The organism is Pseudomonas mediterranea CFBP 5447, from assembly GCF_000774145.1.
Taxonomy (GTDB): domain Bacteria; phylum Pseudomonadota; class Gammaproteobacteria; order Pseudomonadales; family Pseudomonadaceae; genus Aquipseudomonas; species Aquipseudomonas mediterranea.
Genome location: NZ_KN322983.1, coordinates 645,677 through 662,064, shown reverse-complemented (window position 1 = coordinate 662,064; position 16,388 = coordinate 645,677). Strand labels below are relative to the sequence as shown.

General features: G+C 63.2%; 13 protein-coding genes and 3 pseudogenes. 3 read left to right on the top strand and 13 right to left on the bottom strand.

The genetic code is table 11. The features are described from left to right. Positions 1-70: 70 nt before the first annotated feature. The 11 genes and pseudogenes from argE to N005_RS08495 all read right to left on the bottom strand — a co-directional run. A complete protein-coding gene (argE, locus tag N005_RS08545) occupies positions 71-1,228 on the bottom strand; it encodes an acetylornithine deacetylase (protein ID WP_047700778.1) in 1,158 nt (385 codons plus the stop codon). Further along, positions 1,225-2,382, bottom strand: a complete 1,158-nt coding sequence (locus tag N005_RS08540; RefSeq protein WP_047700777.1) for an NAD(P)/FAD-dependent oxidoreductase — start codon at positions 2,380-2,382, stop codon at positions 1,225-1,227. Before N005_RS08540 ends, argE begins: the two co-directional genes overlap by 4 nt. Beyond that, positions 2,379-3,755, bottom strand: a complete 1,377-nt coding sequence (locus N005_RS08535) for an FAD/NAD(P)-dependent oxidoreductase (RefSeq protein WP_047700776.1) — start codon at positions 3,753-3,755, stop codon at positions 2,379-2,381. Before N005_RS08535 ends, N005_RS08540 begins: the two co-directional genes overlap by 4 nt. After that, on the bottom strand, positions 3,737-4,045 hold the full coding sequence (locus tag N005_RS08530; protein ID WP_047700775.1) for a (2Fe-2S)-binding protein: 309 nt from the start codon (positions 4,043-4,045) through the stop codon (positions 3,737-3,739). The genes N005_RS08535 and N005_RS08530 overlap by 19 nt, the downstream gene beginning before the upstream one ends. Further along, a complete protein-coding gene (locus tag N005_RS08525; protein WP_047700774.1) occupies positions 4,042-5,886 on the bottom strand; it encodes an ABC transporter ATP-binding protein in 1,845 nt (614 codons plus the stop codon). Before N005_RS08525 ends, N005_RS08530 begins: the two co-directional genes overlap by 4 nt. A 1-nt stretch (position 5,887) precedes the next feature. After that, positions 5,888-6,763, bottom strand: a complete 876-nt coding sequence (locus tag N005_RS08520) for an ABC transporter permease (protein WP_047700773.1) — start codon at positions 6,761-6,763, stop codon at positions 5,888-5,890. Continuing rightward, positions 6,760-7,716, bottom strand: a complete 957-nt coding sequence (locus tag N005_RS08515) for an ABC transporter permease (RefSeq protein ID WP_047700772.1) — start codon at positions 7,714-7,716, stop codon at positions 6,760-6,762. The genes N005_RS08520 and N005_RS08515 overlap by 4 nt, the downstream gene beginning before the upstream one ends. A 45-nt stretch (positions 7,717-7,761) precedes the next feature. Continuing rightward, entirely contained in the window at positions 7,762-9,405 is a 1,644-nt protein-coding gene (locus N005_RS08510; protein ID WP_047700771.1) for an ABC transporter substrate-binding protein, read from the bottom strand. Positions 9,406-9,490: 85 nt separating this feature from the next. Beyond that, positions 9,491-10,765: an NAD(P)/FAD-dependent oxidoreductase gene (locus N005_RS08505; protein WP_047700770.1), complete on the bottom strand. Its 1,275-nt coding sequence runs from the start codon at positions 10,763-10,765 to the stop codon at positions 9,491-9,493. Positions 10,766-10,802: 37 nt separating this feature from the next. Continuing rightward, entirely contained in the window at positions 10,803-11,471 is a 669-nt protein-coding gene (locus N005_RS08500; protein WP_047700769.1) for a haloacid dehalogenase type II, read from the bottom strand. 466 nt (positions 11,472-11,937) lie between these two features. After that, positions 11,938-12,564: pseudogene (locus tag N005_RS08495) on the bottom strand (LysR substrate-binding domain-containing protein); the annotation flags it as partial. On the opposite strand from N005_RS08495, the pseudogene N005_RS28855 reads away from it, so the two are divergent. Continuing rightward, positions 12,561-12,635: pseudogene (locus tag N005_RS28855) on the top strand (RidA family protein); the annotation flags it as partial. The pseudogenes N005_RS08495 and N005_RS28855 sit on opposite strands and share 4 nt — an antisense overlap. Positions 12,636-12,914: 279 nt before the next feature. Further along, on the top strand, positions 12,915-14,372 hold the full coding sequence (locus tag N005_RS08490; RefSeq protein WP_047700768.1) for an aldehyde dehydrogenase family protein: 1,458 nt from the start codon (positions 12,915-12,917) through the stop codon (positions 14,370-14,372). Between the two features lie 5 nt (positions 14,373-14,377). Here N005_RS08490 and N005_RS28105 read toward each other — a convergent pair. Continuing rightward, positions 14,378-14,766: pseudogene (locus tag N005_RS28105) on the bottom strand (GFA family protein). Positions 14,767-14,855: 89 nt separating this feature from the next. Further along, positions 14,856-15,782 (bottom strand): LysR family transcriptional regulator, encoded by a 927-nt coding sequence (locus tag N005_RS08480; protein WP_047700766.1) that lies wholly within the window; start codon positions 15,780-15,782, stop codon positions 14,856-14,858. A gap of 134 nt (positions 15,783-15,916) precedes the next feature. Between N005_RS08480 and N005_RS08475 the strand changes: the two genes are divergently transcribed. Further along, complete coding sequence (locus tag N005_RS08475; protein WP_047700765.1) at positions 15,917-16,315, top strand: RidA family protein; 399 nt, start codon at positions 15,917-15,919, stop codon at positions 16,313-16,315. Positions 16,316-16,388: the final 73 nt, after the last annotated feature.

Below are 16,388 nucleotides of genomic sequence, written 5' to 3'. Positions count from 1 at the left end.
GTCGGCTGTGGCATCGCTATCGCGAGCAGGCTCGCTCCCACAAGGGGTTCGGTGATGATTTGAGAGGGGTTTACCGTTTCAACGACCCCAGCAACCCCTCCAGGAACCGTTCGCCCGCGTCCATCTGGCTGACCTCGATGAATTCATCGGGCTTGTGCGCCTGTTCGATGGAGCCCGGACCGCAGACCACCACGGGTACATCGAGACGCTGTTTGAACAGGCCGCCTTCGGTGCCGAAGGAGACCTTGGCGGTACCGGTGTCCGGGGCGGCGAATTTTTTCAGGAAGCGCACGGCCTCCACGCTCGGATGGGTGTCCAGGCCCGGGTAGACGTTCAAGGTGTCGATCTCGATGTCCGCCACGTTGGAGAGCTTTTTAGCTTCGCCGACGATCATTTCCGCACGCTCGCGCAGTTGCTCGAGGAACTGATCCAGGTTGTCAGCCGGCAAGTTGCGCACTTCGAAATCCAGGGTGCACAGGTTCGGCACGATGTTCAGGGCCTTGCCACCGACGATCTGGCCGACATGCACGGTGCTGTAGGGCACGTCGTAATCCGCGTCCTGGGCGCCCCGCTCCTGCAGTTGCTGCTGACTCTGGCGCAGCGCCGCAATGAAATCGCAAGCCACGTGAATCGCGTTGACCGAACGTGGCGCCAGCGAGGAGTGCGCTTCCAGGCCCCGGCAATAGGTGCGGTAGGAACCCTTGCCCTTGTGCCCGAGTACGAACTGCATGTTGGTCGGCTCGCCGATCACACAGAGGAACGGCCGGACCGGCGCCAGGTGAAGCACGTCGAGCAGGCGACGCACTCCAACGCAACCGATCTCTTCGTCATGGGACAGCGCCAGTTGCAACGGCCGGCTCAACGGGTAATCGGCGGCATCGAGCACGGCGTCGATGGCCAGCGCGATGAACCCTTTCATGTCACAGCTGCCGCGGCCGTAGACCCGCCCGTCGCGCAGCGTCGCCTGGAACGCCGGGACGGTCCACGCCTGCCCCGCCGCCGGCACTACGTCGGTGTGACCGGACAACAGGATCCCCGGCTGCTCACGGGGCCCGCTGCTGGCGAAGAGGTTGGCCTTCTTGCCGCTCTCGTCCTTGACGATCAGCGACTCGATGCCCTTGCTCGCCAGCAGCTCGCGGACATACTCGATCAAGTCCAGGTTGGACTCCGAAGAGACCGTTTCAAATGCCAGCAGGCGTTCGAAAATCGCCAGTACCCTTGGTTTCATGAGGCCTTGCTCCGTTGCTCGGCAGAAGAGGCGAACCGGCAAATGGAGAACGGCTCGATGGAAGTGCTGGTGCTGCCGGTGCTGATCAGTTCGGCCATGACATCACCGACACCCGGGCCGAGCTGGAAGCCGTGACCGCTGAAACCGAATGCATAGTACAGGCCGTCCACCTTGCCGCTGGGGCCCATCACCGGCAGGGAGTCGGACAAGTAGCCTTCGATACCGCTCCACACGCGGATGATGTTCAGGTTGCCGATACCTGGCACCAGGCGGCGCATCTGGTCCAGCTGGTTGAGAATGCTGCGCGGCTCGACATGGGCCCGACGGTTGAGCATATCCGGCTTGCTGCGATAGCCACCGCCGATGATGATGTTGCCCCGGGGGATCTGACGGAAGTAGATCACCTCTTCGGGAATCCTGGTGTACACCCCGATCACCGTCGGCAAGGCATAGGGCACCGGCTCGGTGACCGCCATCTGCGGGCCGTTGGTCTCCAGCGGCACCGGTTCACCGAACTGCTCCGAGAGCTTCTGGCCCCACGCCCCCGCCGTGATCAATAACCGGCCGGCGCTGAACCGACGACCATCGGTGGTGGTGATGCTGAACCCATCGGCGTTGACCTTCTGCACTTCGGCCACTTCGGTCCGCTCTTCGATACGCGCCCCCAGCCGCCGGGCCGCCCGCGCAAACGCAGGCGCTGCCAGACGCGGGTTGGCGTGACCGTCGTGCGGCGCATAGGAGCCGCCCTTCACGTCTTTGCCGAGGAACGGAAAACGTTCGTGCAGTTCGGCGCCACGGTAGATCTTCAAATCCAGCTGCGCCGCTTCAGGGGCTGCCGCGTAAGCCTCAAGCTCAGCAATCTCGTCTTCGCGATAGCACACGCGCATATGTCCGCTGGCGATGAATTCCAGGTCATCGTCGATCAGCTCCGGCAAGCGCTTCCACAGGGCGAAGGAGCGATTCGCCAGCTCCAGCTGCCCAAGGTAACGCCCCTGGCGCCGGACATTGCCGAAGTTGACGCCGCTGGCGTACTGACCGATCAGGTCGCGCTCCAGCAGAATCACCGACTGCCCTCGCTGGCGCAGAAAAAATGCCGACGCCGCGCCCATCACACCACCGCCGACAATCACTACGTCGGCATTGTCCTGGGTCATGGCGTCACCTCCCGGGTGAGCATCGAAAGCGGTTTGACCGGCGCCTGGCCACGTTGGCGGCCGACCTCCCGGACATCGACACCGGCCGCGGCGGCAATCACTTCGGCCCCGGCCTGGGCGCAATAGCGTCCCTGGCAACGGCCCATGCCGACCCGGCTGAAAGCCTTGGCCCGGTTAACTTCGCAAGCACCCTTATCACTGACGGTACGCCGCAACTCACCAGCGGTGATCATTTCACAACGGCAGACAATGGCCTCGTCCGGCAACGCCTTGGCTTGCGCCGCCGGCCAGGGAAACGCCTGGGCCAGGCCGTGGCGGAACGCATCCATCACCTTGAGCGCCTGGCGCTGTTCGGCGACCTGGGCGGCGTCCACCGGCTGTTGCAGGTCGCTCAACACCGCCAGGGCAACCAGGCGACCGGCGCATTCGGCGGCATCGGCACCGCGAATGCTCGAACCATCACCGGCGGCATAGACACCGCTGACCGAGGTCCGCCCTTCTTCATCAGTCGCCAGCAGCCATTGGCTGGATACCTCATCGAAACGCATGAGGCAGCCAGCCAGATCGGCCAACTGGGTTTCCGGGCGCAAGTGATAACCCAACGCGACGGCGTCGCAATCCACCGTCAGCGTTTCGCCGACGGCGGTACGCACACGCACGCCGCTGACGCCACTGTCCGCCTCGCCCAGGATTTGCAGCGGCGAAATACCCAGGTGCAGCGGGACTTTCGCTTGGCGCAACTGCGCCAGCAACTTCATGCCGGTGAACAATAAACGGGGACGCGCCATGAGTTTGGACAAGGCCTTGATACGCTTGCCCAGGGGCGAAGTGTCGAGCACCGCCGCCACATTGGCGCCGGCCTTGAGGTATTGGCTGGCAACGAGATAGAGCAACGGCCCGCTGCCCATGAACACCACCCGGTGGCCAATGGAAACCGCCTGGGCCTTCAACGCGATCTGCGCCCCGCCGAGGCTGTAGGTGCCGCCCAACTGCCAGCCCTCGATGGGCATCAGGCGGTCGGTGGCGCCAGTGCAAAGCACCAGCGCGTCGTAATCCACCGTCGAATGCTCGCCCTGGCTGACGCAGCACAATTGCCCCGGCGTCAGGTTCCACACCAGGGTGTCCGGACGGTAGTCGATCTGTGGGCGCAAACGGTCGAAACTGTCGTGCAGGTCCCGGGCCTTCTCGGCTTCGGTGCCATACAGGGTGACGTAGGTGCGGGTGAATCCCTCGGGCTGGCGCCGGTAGATCTGTCCGCCGTCGCGCCGGTTTTCATTGATCAGGATCGGCCTGAAGCCTGCCGCGACCAGCGTCTGGGCACACCGAATGCCCGCCGGCCCGGCGCCGACTATCGCTATCCGCGCAGTGGCCATATTGCCTCCGGTTGCCGGGTAATGATGTCCAAGCCCTCGCGGACTTCATTGGAGCAGGCACGCAGGCGTTCGCCGCTGCGGGTCCAGACCCAGCAGTCCTGGCAGGCGCCCATCAGGCAGAAACCGGCACGACTGCCTGGATCGAACTCCGACTGGCGCAACGCCGGGCCGTGGGTCAGCAGCGCGACCATCAACGTGTCTCCCTGCAACGCCTCGACGGGGGCGCCGTCCACAGTCAGTTTGACGACGGGCCGGCCCTGTTCGGCCAGCCTCACGAAACGAGCGCTCATGCGTAGGCTCCGGCAATCATGCTGTTTGAACCTTGCTGCGTCTTGAGCAGCTCGCCACCGTCGTGATGACAAAGCACTTCGCTGCCGCCTTCTATGACACGCCGGGGTGGCGCGGTGCGGTTGCACAGGCCGTCGACGCGCACCGGGCAGCGATTGAGGAAGGTGCACAGCGTCGACGCATCGGCCTTTTCACCCAACGTCGGCAGCGTGGCGCAAGTAGTCGTGCCGCAGCTTTCCAGCCAGCCCTGGCGCAGCTCCGGCACCGAATGGATCAGCAGATCGGTGTAGGGATGGAACGGCGCCTGAGCGAACGATTGCCGTGGGCCCTCCTGGACCTTGTGACCGCTGTACATCACCACGATGTCGTCGCACAGCGCCCGCACCGTGGAAATGTCGTGACTGATGAACAGGTAGGAAACCCCCAGTTGCTGGCGCAGGTCGCGCAACAGTTCGAGAATCGCCGCGCCCACCACGGTATCGAGGGCCGAGGTCACTTCATCGCAGAGGATCAGGTCCGGCTTGGCGGCCAACGCACGGGCCAGGTTGACCCGCTGCTTCTGCCCGCCGGAGAGTTCGCCCGGACGGCGCTCGGCCAGGGTTCGCGGCAGGCGCACCAGGTCCAACAACTCACCGATGCGCTCGCGCAACGCTGCGCCCTTGAGGCCGAAATACATTTTCAGCGGTCGGCTCAGAATGGTGCTGATGCTGTGCATCGGATTGAGCGCGGTGTCGGCGTTCTGGAACACCATCTGGATCCGCCGGAACTGTTCATCGGTGCGCTCGGACAGGCTGCCACCCAAGGGCTGGCCATCGAACGTCAGCCCACCAAGGGCCGGTGGCAACAACCCCGCCACCACCCGCGCCAGGGTGGATTTACCCGAACCCGATTCGCCGATCACGCCGATGGCCTGGCCCCGGCGCACGGTCAGGTCGATGTCCTCGAGCACGCGGATCATCGGCATACCGTGACGATCCTTATTGCCATAGCCGGCAGTCAGGCCCTGGATCGTCAGCAGCGGCGTGTCCGCGGCCACACCACAGGGTGGACGAATCGCCGTGTCCGGCCGCGCCGCCGCCAGCAGGCTGCGGGTGTATTCGTGAGCCGGCCCCTTGAGCAGTGGCGCGGTGGCGCTCTGCTCGAAGATCTGCCCGCCGTTGAGCACGACAATCTGGTCGGCCATCTGCGCGACGACCGCCAGGTCGTGGGACACGTAGACCGCCGTCGCGCCACGCTCGCGCACGACCCGCTTGAAGGCACGCAATACGTCGATCTGGGTCGTGACGTCGAGGGCCGTGGTCGGTTCATCGAGCACCACCAGCAACGGATCGCTGATCAGCGCCATGGCGGCCATCACCCGTTGCAGTTGCCCGCCGGAGACCTGATGGGGGTAGCGTTTGCCGATGCGTTCGGGGTTCGGCAGCGCCAGGTCCCGGAACAGGCCGATGGCCTTGGCTTCGAGCGTGGCCCGGTCGCCCAGGCCATGGATCAGCGCGCCTTCGACCACCTGGTCGATCAGCTTCTTGGCCGGGTTGAACGCCGCCGCGGCGCTCTGGGCAATGTACGAGACACGGTTGCCGCGCAGGCCCTGCAGTTCGCTCTCACCCAGGGCCAGCATGTCATGCTCGCCGATACGCACGCTGCCGCCGGCCAGGCGGCAACCGCGTCGGGCATAGCCGAGCAGCGCCAGGGCGATGGTGGTCTTGCCGGAACCAGACTCGCCGATCAGCGCCAGCACCTCGCCTTTTTCCAGGGAAAAACTCACGCCCTTGACGATCTCGACTTCGCCGCGCTCGTCACCGGCGACCACGCGCAGGTCTTCGACTCGGATCAATTCGCTCATCTCAATGACCTCCCGAACGTCGATTGCGCCGCGAAGACAGGCGGTCGATAAACAGATTCACGCCGATGGTCAGGGTGCCGATGGCCAGGGCCGGAATCACGATGGCCGGCGCGCCCTGGTTGAGGCCGCCGATGTTCTCGCGCACCAGGGAACCGAGGTCGGCGTCCGGTGGCTGTACGCCCAGGCCGAGGAAGCTCATGCCGCTGAGCAGCAGCACGATGAAGCCAAAGCGCAGGCCCAGGTCCGCCAGCACCGGGTTGAGGATGTTCGGCAGGATTTCCACGCAGGCGATGTACAACCGACGCTCGCCTCGGGTACGGGCCACTTGCACGTACTCCAGGGCCTCGATGTTCACCGCCATGCTGCGGGCGATACGGAAGGCGCCCGGGGTGTAGCTCAATACCGCCGTGCACACCAGCAGGGTCACCGACGAGCCGAATGCCGAGACCATGATCAACGCCAGCATCTTGCTCGGGATCGAAATGAACGCGTCCATCAGGCGGCTGATCAGTTCGTCCAGCCACTTCGGTGAAACCACCGAGAGCAGCGCGCAGGTGGTGCCGAGTCCACTCGCCAGTACCGCAGCGACCAACGCCAGGCCCACGGTGAACTGCGCGCCGACCAGGATCCGGCTGAGCATGTCGCGGCCCAGGTAGTCGGTGCCCAGCGGGTAAGCGGCACTGAGGCCGTCGAAGACGTTGTCGGACACCACTTCCCCTACCGGGTGCGGTGCCAGCCACGGACCGAAGATCGCCACCAGCAGCCAGATGGCACACATAGCGCCGCCGATCAGCCCAAGCCAGGACGAACCATGAGCGTCCTTGCCCAATGCCAGTGCGACCGCCGCAGTCGGGGATTTCACAATGGGATTGCTCATTGGTTTCTCAGCCTCGGATTGGAAAGGATCGCGCACAGGTCGGCAATCAACACCAGCGACAGGTACGCGGTACAGAACAGCATGGTGCAGGCCTGGACCAACGCCATGTCGCGGTTGGTCACGGCATCGACCATCAGGCTGGCGATACCGGGATAGTTGAAGATCGTCTCGACGATTACCACGCCGCCCAACAGGTACGACAGGCTCAAGGCGATGGCATTGGCAATGGGCCCGATGGCGTTGGGCAGCGCATGACGCAGCACCACCCGCACCGGCCTCACGCCCTTGAGGCGGGCCATTTCCACGTAAGGGCTGTCGAGTTGATCGATCACCGCCGCCCGGGTCATGCGTGCCATCTGCGCAACGATCACACAGCACAAGGTCATCACCGGCAAGGCGTAGGTGCGCATGAACTGCAACGGCGAGGTGATTTCACTGGAGTACGACAGCGCTGAAAGCCAGCCCAGGTTCACCGCGAAAATCAGCACCGCCAGGGTGGCCACCAGGAATTCCGGCACGGCCACCATCATCAGGGTGAAGAAGCTCACGAAGCCGTCGATGCGACCGCCGCGCCCCATGGCCGAGCCGATGCCCAGGACCAGCGCCAGCGGCACCGACACCAGCGCCGTCGCGGCCGCCAGCATCAGCGTGTTGGGTACCCGCCCCGCCATCAGTTCCGCCACCGAAGTGGCATTGGAAGCCGACACCCCAAGGTCGCCGCTGAGCAGGTTCGTCAGCCAGTGCAGGTAACGCAACACACCCGGCTGATCGAGCCCCATTTTCACCCGCAACGCGGCTACCTGCTCTGGCGTGGCGAATTGTCCGAGAGCCTGTTGTGCCGCGTCTCCCGGCAACACCGCCGTGATGGCGAACACCACCATCGATACAATCAGAAGCGTCACGATCGCGGCGCCGAGGCGCCGGCCGATCAACCACAGTGTGTTGCTATTCATCGCCCTATCCTCGTGCACTGTCACCCAGCGAAAAACCGACGCTCATCACGCGTCCAGCCAGACCTGCTCGGCGAACATGTAGCCCATGAAGCCGCCCAGCGGGTTGGTGCCGTAGCCCTTCACACGCTGGTCGGCGCCATCGATGTTGCTGATGAACACCGGGATGCCGATGCCGCAGTGGTCATGTACCAGGGTCTGCATGTCGGCGTACATCTTGCCGCGCTTGGCTTCGTCGGTTTCGCCGCGGGCCTGGATCAGGAGCTGATCGAACTGCGGGTTCTTCCAGGCGGACTCGTTCCACGGTGCCGTCGACTGGAAGAACTGCGAGAACAACATGTCGGCGTTGGGCCGAGGGTTGATGTTGCCGAAGCTCAGCGGGTGCTTGGCCCAGTGGTTGGACCAGTAGCCGTCGCTCGGCAGACGGTTGACGTTGAGCTTGAGCCCGGCCTCCTTGGCCGATTGCTGGAGCAGCACGGCAACATCTACCGACCCGGTGGCGGCCGGAGAACACATGACCGGCATGCTGATGTTTTCCATGCCAGCCTTCTTCAACAGGAAGCGCGCCTTCTCCGGATCATAGGTCCGTTGCGGCAGGTCGGCGTTGTGGAAACGCGAACCAGGGGCAATCGGATGATCATTGCCGACCCTGGCGAACCCGCGGAAAATCGCCGATTTGACCTGCTCCCGGTCCAGCAGCAGCTTCATGGCTTCAGTGAATTCCGGACTCTGGCCGGGCATCTGGTCCTGGCGGATGATCAAGTCAGTGTAGTTACCCGACGGCGAGTCCACGACCCGGTGGGTATTGCTGTCCTTGATGCGCGTCGTCGAGCGTGGGTTGACCTCATTGATGATCTGCACGTCGCCGGACAACAGGGCGTTGACCCGTGACGGCTCGTCGGCGATGCCGATGAACTCGATCTCGTCCAGATACGGCAAGCCGGGTTTCCAGTAATTGGTGTTGCGCGTGCCGATGGATCGCACGCCCGGCTTGAACTCCTTGACCTTGAAGGGTCCGGTACCGATGCCCTGGCTGAAGTCGGTGGTGCCTTCAGGCACGATCAGCATGTGGGAAATGGCAAAAATCGATGGCAGCTCCGCATTCGGCCCGCTCAGTTGTATTTGTACCTCATGAGTGCCATTGGCCTTGACCTCGGCAAACTGGGACGCCAGGGGCAGGACCTTGGACCCGGTGATCGGATCCTTGTGGCGCAGCAGGGAAAACACCACGTCTGCGGCGGTCAGTGCCTTGCCATTGTGGAATGTCACTTCCTTGCGCAGGGTAATCACCCAAAGCGTAGCGTCGGTCGTGTCGATGCGCTCGGCCAGTTCCAGTTGCGGCACCATGTGGCTGTCGAAGCGGGTCAGACCGTTGTAGAACATGTAGTGGCGTACGTAATCGGTGGATGACGAGCCTTTGGCTGGATCCAGGGTATCGCTGGTGGAACTGGTGCTGCCGGCGACACGGATGCGGCCACCCGGCTTGCCCTTGCCTGGGCTCGCGGTCTCGTCGGCCAGCAGTTTGCCGGCGGCGCCGAACAGGCTCCCGGCACCCGCCGCAGCCACCCCGGCCAACCCCAACATCTGCAATGCATGACGGCGCGACATGCCGCGATTGAGCCCTTCGAAAACACGCAGACTTTCTGTGCCGGTAATCAACTGGCTGTCGATGCTGTTTTTATTGTCAGTCATGTCAGTTCTACCTTTCCAAGTAATAAGGGCTCGGTTGCGCACGGTTGACGCAACGTGGTTGAAACGCGAAACAACACCATGAAAATCAGTGCAGGTAATCCTGCAGGCGGTAATACGCACCCACCAACGGCAGGAACCACGGTTTGCCGAAATGCCCGGGAATGGCCGGCCAATCGAGCTCGCGCCAGGGGTTGGCCTCGACCTTGCCGGCCATGACCTCGGCCATGACCTGGCCCATGTGCACCGACATCTGTACACCGTGGCCGCTGTAGCCCATGGAGTGATACACCCCGCCATGCTGGCCGGCCCGAGGCAGCCGGTCGGACGTCATGTCCACCAGCCCGCCCCAGCAGTAGTCGATCCTGACGTTGGCCAGTTGCGGGAACATCTGCAGCATCGCCGCTTGCAGCACCTTGCCGCTCTTGGCATCGGAAACGCTGTCGGACATGGCAAACCGCGCACGACCACCGAACAACAGACGATTGTCCGGAGTCAGGCGGAAGTAGTTGCCGATCATCCGGCTGGTGACATAGGAGCGGCGCGCCGGCAGCAAGCTGTCGATCAGCGCCTGAGGCAGCACCTCGGTGGCGATCACGAAACTGCCCACCGGGACGATTCGCCGCCGATACCAGCCCAGACCGCCATGCTGACTGGCACCGGTCGCCAGCAAGACCTGCGAAGCGTGCAGCGTCCCCTTGCTGGTGTTGACCTGATAACCGCCGGCACTGGCCTTCCAGTCCTTGACGGCCACTCCCTGGAAGATCAACGCGCCGTGACGCGCGGCCGCCTCGGCCAGGCCGACACCGAAGCGCCCGATGTGCATCTGCACGCCGTTGCGCTGCAGCAGGCCACCGTGAAACTGGTTGGACTTGACCTCCGCCCGAGTCTCTTGGGCGGAGAGCAATTCGACCTCGGCATCGACTTCCTTGCGGATCAACTCACAGGTGCGTGCCAACCCTTCGTAGTGCATCGGCTTGGCGGCCAGTTTGAGCTTGCCGTTGCGCTTGAGGTCGCAGGCGATTCCCTCCTGCTCCACCAGCGCGACGACGCTCTGCACGGCGCTTTCATAGGCCTGGTAATAGGCTCGTGCCTTATCGGCACCGAGACTGGCGGTGAGTGCCGCGTAATCCTGGGCGACGCCGGTACTGCAATGCCCGCCGTTACGCCCCGACGCCTCGCCAATCACCCTTCCCGCTTCCAGCACCGCCACGCTGGCCCCCTTCAAGGCCAGGGCACGGGCCGCGGCCAACCCGGTGAAACCACCACCGACGACAGCGACATCGACCTGCCCCGGCAACCCGCCGAGCTGGGCACCGGTGAAGGCCGGTGCGGTATCGAGCCAATAGGACTCACTGCCCATGTCTAACCCCTTTCACCTTGAAGAGTGTGCGTGTGTCTCAGAGACCGACCAGGCCAGCCAGACCGCCGATGTCGGGGATCTGGTGGTAGCCGTAGATCGCATTCCCCGGCTGCTCATGACCACGGGCAACGAAGGCTTTGTTCTTGATCTTCATGTCATGGGCAGACATCAGGTCGTAGCGGAAGCTGGAAGATACGTGCAACAAGTCTTCCGGCCCGCAGCCGAGGCTGTCGAGCAGGAACTCGAAGGCGGCCAGGCGTGGCTTGTAGGCCTGGGCCTGTTGGGCGGTGAAGACTTTATGGAAAGGCGCGCCGAGCTTGTCGACGTTGGACATGATCTGCTCGTCCATCGCATTGGAGAGAATCACCAGGGGGATCTTGTCGGCAATTTTCGACAGGCCCGCCGGCACATCGGCATGAGGTCCCCAGGTCGGCACGGCGTCGTAGTAGAGCTGGCCTTCTTCGCGGTATTCAACCCCCCAGCGCTTGCAGACACGGACCAGGGACGTCTTGAGGATTTCATCATAGGGGCGCCAGTCGCCCATCACCTGATCCAGACGATAAGCGGCGAAGTCCGTGACGAACTGATCCATCTGCCCGGCACCGACACGATCGGCGAACAGCTCGCGGGTCATGGTTCCCATCTGGAAGTTGGTCAACGTGCCGTAGCAGTCGAAGGTGATGTACTTGGGTCGAAGAAAGCTCATGAGTGCGGTCCTGAATGGTTGTAGAAGGCATGAACGCGGCAGGCATTGGCGCCATTCGTTAAGCACCGGCACAACGCTGCATCACATTTTCATTACAACACCAAGAGACCGTGGATAATCCGTTAAAAATAGTGGCGGCTTGGTACAAACCACCGTTTTGCGGGGCTCCCTCAGCAGACTTTGCGGGATGCTCCAGACACGGGCGTTGCGCCTGTGTTTCAGTGGGTTTGCGGGCAGTTATGGTGCGCCAGACGGCACGGCTTCGAGCCATTGGCGGCAGAATCTGCGCAGGAACTGGGGCCATTTCAGCATCTTTGTCGAATGGGCTGACGCCATCGCGAGCAGGCTCGCTCCCACAAGGGATCTCTGTGAACATGCATTCCGCGTCCGGCACCAACGCCTGTGGGAGCGAGCCTGCTCGCGATAGCGATGGTACTGTGAAAAGGCAGCATGGCGGCGCCTTCGATCAGGCCTTCAACTCAGCCTCCAGAAAGCTGACCAACGCCTGGACCCGCGCGCTGCGTCCTTTGCGCGACGGTACCAGCAGGTTGATCGGGGCGCTGTCGAATTGCCAATCGGCGAGCACCCGTACCAGGCGTCCATCGGCAACGGCGCTGCTGACATCCCATCGCGAACGCAACACCAATCCCAGCCCCTCCTCTGCCCAACGCCGCGCCACGCTGCCATCGTTGCTCAATAAGGCAGGCTTGATCCGCAGCGTCTTGTGTTCCTGCTCATTACGCAGGTGCCACAGCGTGACGTCCTCGTCGTTTTCGCGGATGCAGATGCAGCGGTGGTCAACGAGTTGCTCGGGCGCTGAAGGGGTGCCGTTCAGCGCCAGGTAGGCAGGGCTCGCGCACAGCCAGCGAGCATTGTGGGTCAGGAGCCTGGCGACCCACTGGCTGTCGCTGAGGTTGCCGATGTGGATTACCGCGTCGCTGTCATGCCGATCCGGCCAAGGCGTTTCCCGCAGATCCAGGTGCAGGCACAACTGCGGATGCAATCTGGCGAAACGCGCCAGTAACGGCGCGAGACGCTGGCGTCCATAGTCGAACGGCGCCGCCAGCCTCAGGGTACCGACCAGTTGCTCGTCCTGCCGTGGTGCCGGTTCCGGCCTTGCATCATGGCTACCTGATCGAAATCGAGGCGCTGGCCCGAATATGAACCATAGCGAGGGAGCTTGCTCCCGCTGGACTGCGCAGCAGGCCCATCTTGCGGCTGCTACGCAACCGAGCGGGAGCAAGCTCCCTCGCCACAAGGGTCGGGGGGACCGCAGTGCGCGTTTCGCGCGTTTCGCCCGGTTAGCCCGGCAGATTCAGCAGATTATCCTTTGCCGACCTCAAGAACGGCACATCCCATCGGGACCGCTTTGTTAGCTTATTGAGCAGACCCGGCATCACGATCTACTGGCAATGCCCTCACCGCTCTATGGGAGCCCGTTGCATGACAACCCGATCTTCTGACAGTTACCTCGACCCACAGACCTTGGGGCAGCTTTATATCAATGGCACCTGGTCGCTCCCGACGCATCCGACCACGCTGCCGGTGATCAACCCGGCCACCGAAGAGGTGGTCGCCGAAGTCGCCCAAGGCTCCTCCACAGACGTGGACCGGGCGGTGGCAGCGGCACGAGCAGCGTTTCCCGGCTGGTCCGCGACCCCGTCCGCAGCCCGCGCCCAGGTCCTGGACAAGATCCATGAACTGATCCTTGAACGAAAAGAACAACTGGCCCAGGTGATCTCCCTGGAGATGGGCGCAGCCATCGGTTTCGCCCGGACGATGCAGGTGCCGCTGGCGGCCGAGCATGTTCGGGTCGCCCGTGACCTGCTGTCCAGCTACAGTTTCCGCAAGATAGAAAACGGTACGGCCATCGAGCGCGAACCCATTGGCGTTTGCGGGCTCATCACGCCGTGGAACTGGCCGCTTTACCAGATCACCGCCAAAGTCGCCCCCGCGATTGCCGCCGGCTGCACCGTGGTGCTCAAGCCCAGCGAACTTTCACCCTTGAGCGCCCTGCTGTTCGCCCAGTTGCTGCATGACGCGGGCCTGCCGCCGGGCGTGTTCAACCTGGTGAATGGCAACGGTGCCGAGGTCGGCGCAGCCATGTCGGCGCATCCGGACATCGACATGATCTCCATCACCGGTTCCAACCGCGCAGGCGCGCTGGTGGCCCAGGCCGCCGCCCCGACGGTCAAGCGTGTCACCCAGGAACTGGGCGGCAAATCACCAAACATATTCTTGCCCGACGCCGATTTTGCCAAGGCCGTGCCGCCCGGGGTGATGTCGGCGTTCCGTAACGTCGGCCAGTCCTGCAGCGCGCCGACCCGGATGATCGTGCCCAGAAACCGGCTGGCGGAAGTCGAAGCATTGGTCACCGCCACCGTCGACGGAATCATCGTCGGCGATCCCCGGTCGGAAGAAACGCAACTCGGGCCCATCGCCAACGAAGCCCAGTTCAATCGTGTGCAGACGATGATCGAGGCGGGCTTGAATGACGGCGCCAAGCTCCTCTGCGGTGGCCCGGGACGACTGCAGGGTTTTGCCAAAGGCTTCTACGCCCGCCCAACGGTCTTCTCCGATGTAGACAACGCCATGCGCATCGCCCAGGAAGAAATCTTTGGCCCGGTGCTGTGCCTCATCCCCTATGACACAGTGGAAGAAGCCATCGCCATCGCGAACGACACTGTCTACGGCCTCAGCGCCCATGTGCAAGGCCAGGACCTTGAAGCTGTACGTACCGTGGCCTCGCGCATCCGCGCCGGGCAAGTACTCTTGAACTACCCAGCGTGGAACCCGTTGGCCCCGTTCGGCGGTTACAAGCGCTCAGGCAATGGCCGTGAATACGGAGTCCACGGGTTCGAGGAGTATCTGGAAATCAAGGCGATCATCGGGTTTGGCTGATCGCCCTACTCCTCGGACCGCCCTTTCCCGGCACGATCATGCTCGTATCGTGTCAACGGAAACGCCGGCAGCCACGCCTCGCGCCGCACGGTCCAGCATTCGTAGGTAGGCATCAATTGGTCAGGGGCATCCAGGCTTCCCAGGTTCACTTCGATCTCGTCACCGCTGCGGGCAAAGACCGGCGAGCCGCAGCGGGGGCAAAAGCAGCGACCGGCGTAGTCGTGGGTTTCACCTTCGATCTTCACCGCGTCCTGGGGAACATGGCGGCAGCGTAGAAAAGCGCGCCATGGTGCTTGCGACAGTCGAGACAGTGGCAGAGGCCGACCCGGTAGGGGCGCCCTGTAGCTTCGAAACGAACGTTGCCGCACAGGCAACCGCCGGTGAATCGGTCCATGGTACGTCTCCTCTGCAATCGAGCGGTGTAAGCCTTCGACCGTCCTCGTCGCTACGGGTTTAAACCTTTGTTGCCGGCAAGGCGCCCGTCTACACACCACTTCGATCCGCAACCGGCGCATGCTGCGCCATCAATTCCACCATCCATTCGATGAATACCCTCAACCTGGCGCTGATATGCCGGTTCGGCGGGTAAGCCAGGTAGAGCGGCATCGGGTCGATGCGCCACGTTTCGAACAGCGGCACCAGCTCGCCGTTGGCTTCGTGGGGCCTGGACATGTATTTGGGTAGCCACAACACCCCCAGCCCCGCCAGGCCCGCCGCGAGGTAGGCGTTGCCATCGTCGACGGCCAGGGCGTAGCGCCCGTTGATGTGCAGATGTTCATTGGCGTTGTGCATGGCATAGGGCACGGCCTTGCCGGTGCGGGCCCAAAGGAAGCCGACGATACGATGCAGGGAGTCTTCGAGGTCTCGTGGATGCCCGGGGACGCCGACACGCGCGAGGTAGCTCGGTGCCGCGAAGACGCCCAGCTCGAGATCACCGATGCGCCGGGCGATCAGCGACTGGTCCGTCAGTTCGCCACCACGCACCACGCAATCGACATTTTCATCGATGATGTCCACGATGCGATCGCTGACGCCCATGTCGATCTGGATATCCGGGTAGCGCGCATGGAACGTCGGCAGCGCCGGCACCAGGATCAAGGCGGCCAGCGGGCTCGGGACGTCTACCCGCAAGCGGCCCCTGGGCAATGCCTGGGCATCGGACAGGCTGGTTTCCGCATCCTCCATGTCGGCGAGCAAGCGCAACACCCGTTGGTAATAGACGGCACCCTGGGCGGTGACGTTGACCTTGCGTGTCGTGCGGTTGAGCAGCTTGACCCGCAGCCGTGCCTCCAACTGCTGCACCAGCTGGGTCACGGTGGTCTTGCTCATGTGCAGGGTCTCGGCGGCCTTGGTGAAACTGCCCGCCTCCACCACCCGGGCGAATGCCTGCATTGCATCGAAACGATCCATTGCTGCTCCGTAATCGATCAGATTGTTTGGATTTCACAAACAGTGATCGCCAAGGTTGCGCGTTTATCGCCCGGGCACAAGCCCCTAGAGTGACTTCATCGTTGATTTCCCACTGATTCCCGATGGAGGTTCCCATGACGCGTGATGTAGTTTTCCCACCTGGACGCCAGGCGCTTTACGAGCGTAATCGTTATTCGCCGGCGATCCGTTCCAATGGTTTCCTGTTCGTCTCAGGGCAAGTCGGCAGCACCGACGACGGTTCACCTGAGGCCGATCTGGAGGTTCAAGTCCGCCGTGCGTTCACCAATCTGGAAGCGATTCTCGCCGCAGCCGATTGCACCTTTGATGATGTGGTGGATGTCACCGTTTTCATGGTCGATCCCGAATCGAAGTTCGAGACGATCTGGAAAGTGGTGCCTGAATTCTGGGGCAACGCGCCGCACCCGACACTGACGGCGGTAGGCGTGACGTGGTTGTATGGGTTTGAGTTCGAGATCAAGGTGATTGCCAGGTTGCCTGACGCTGGGCGGTGAGTCAGTGATGACGCCATCGCGAGCAGGCTCGCTCCCACAGGGTTTTTGGGTGTTTCGCGGATATCGAGTTCGC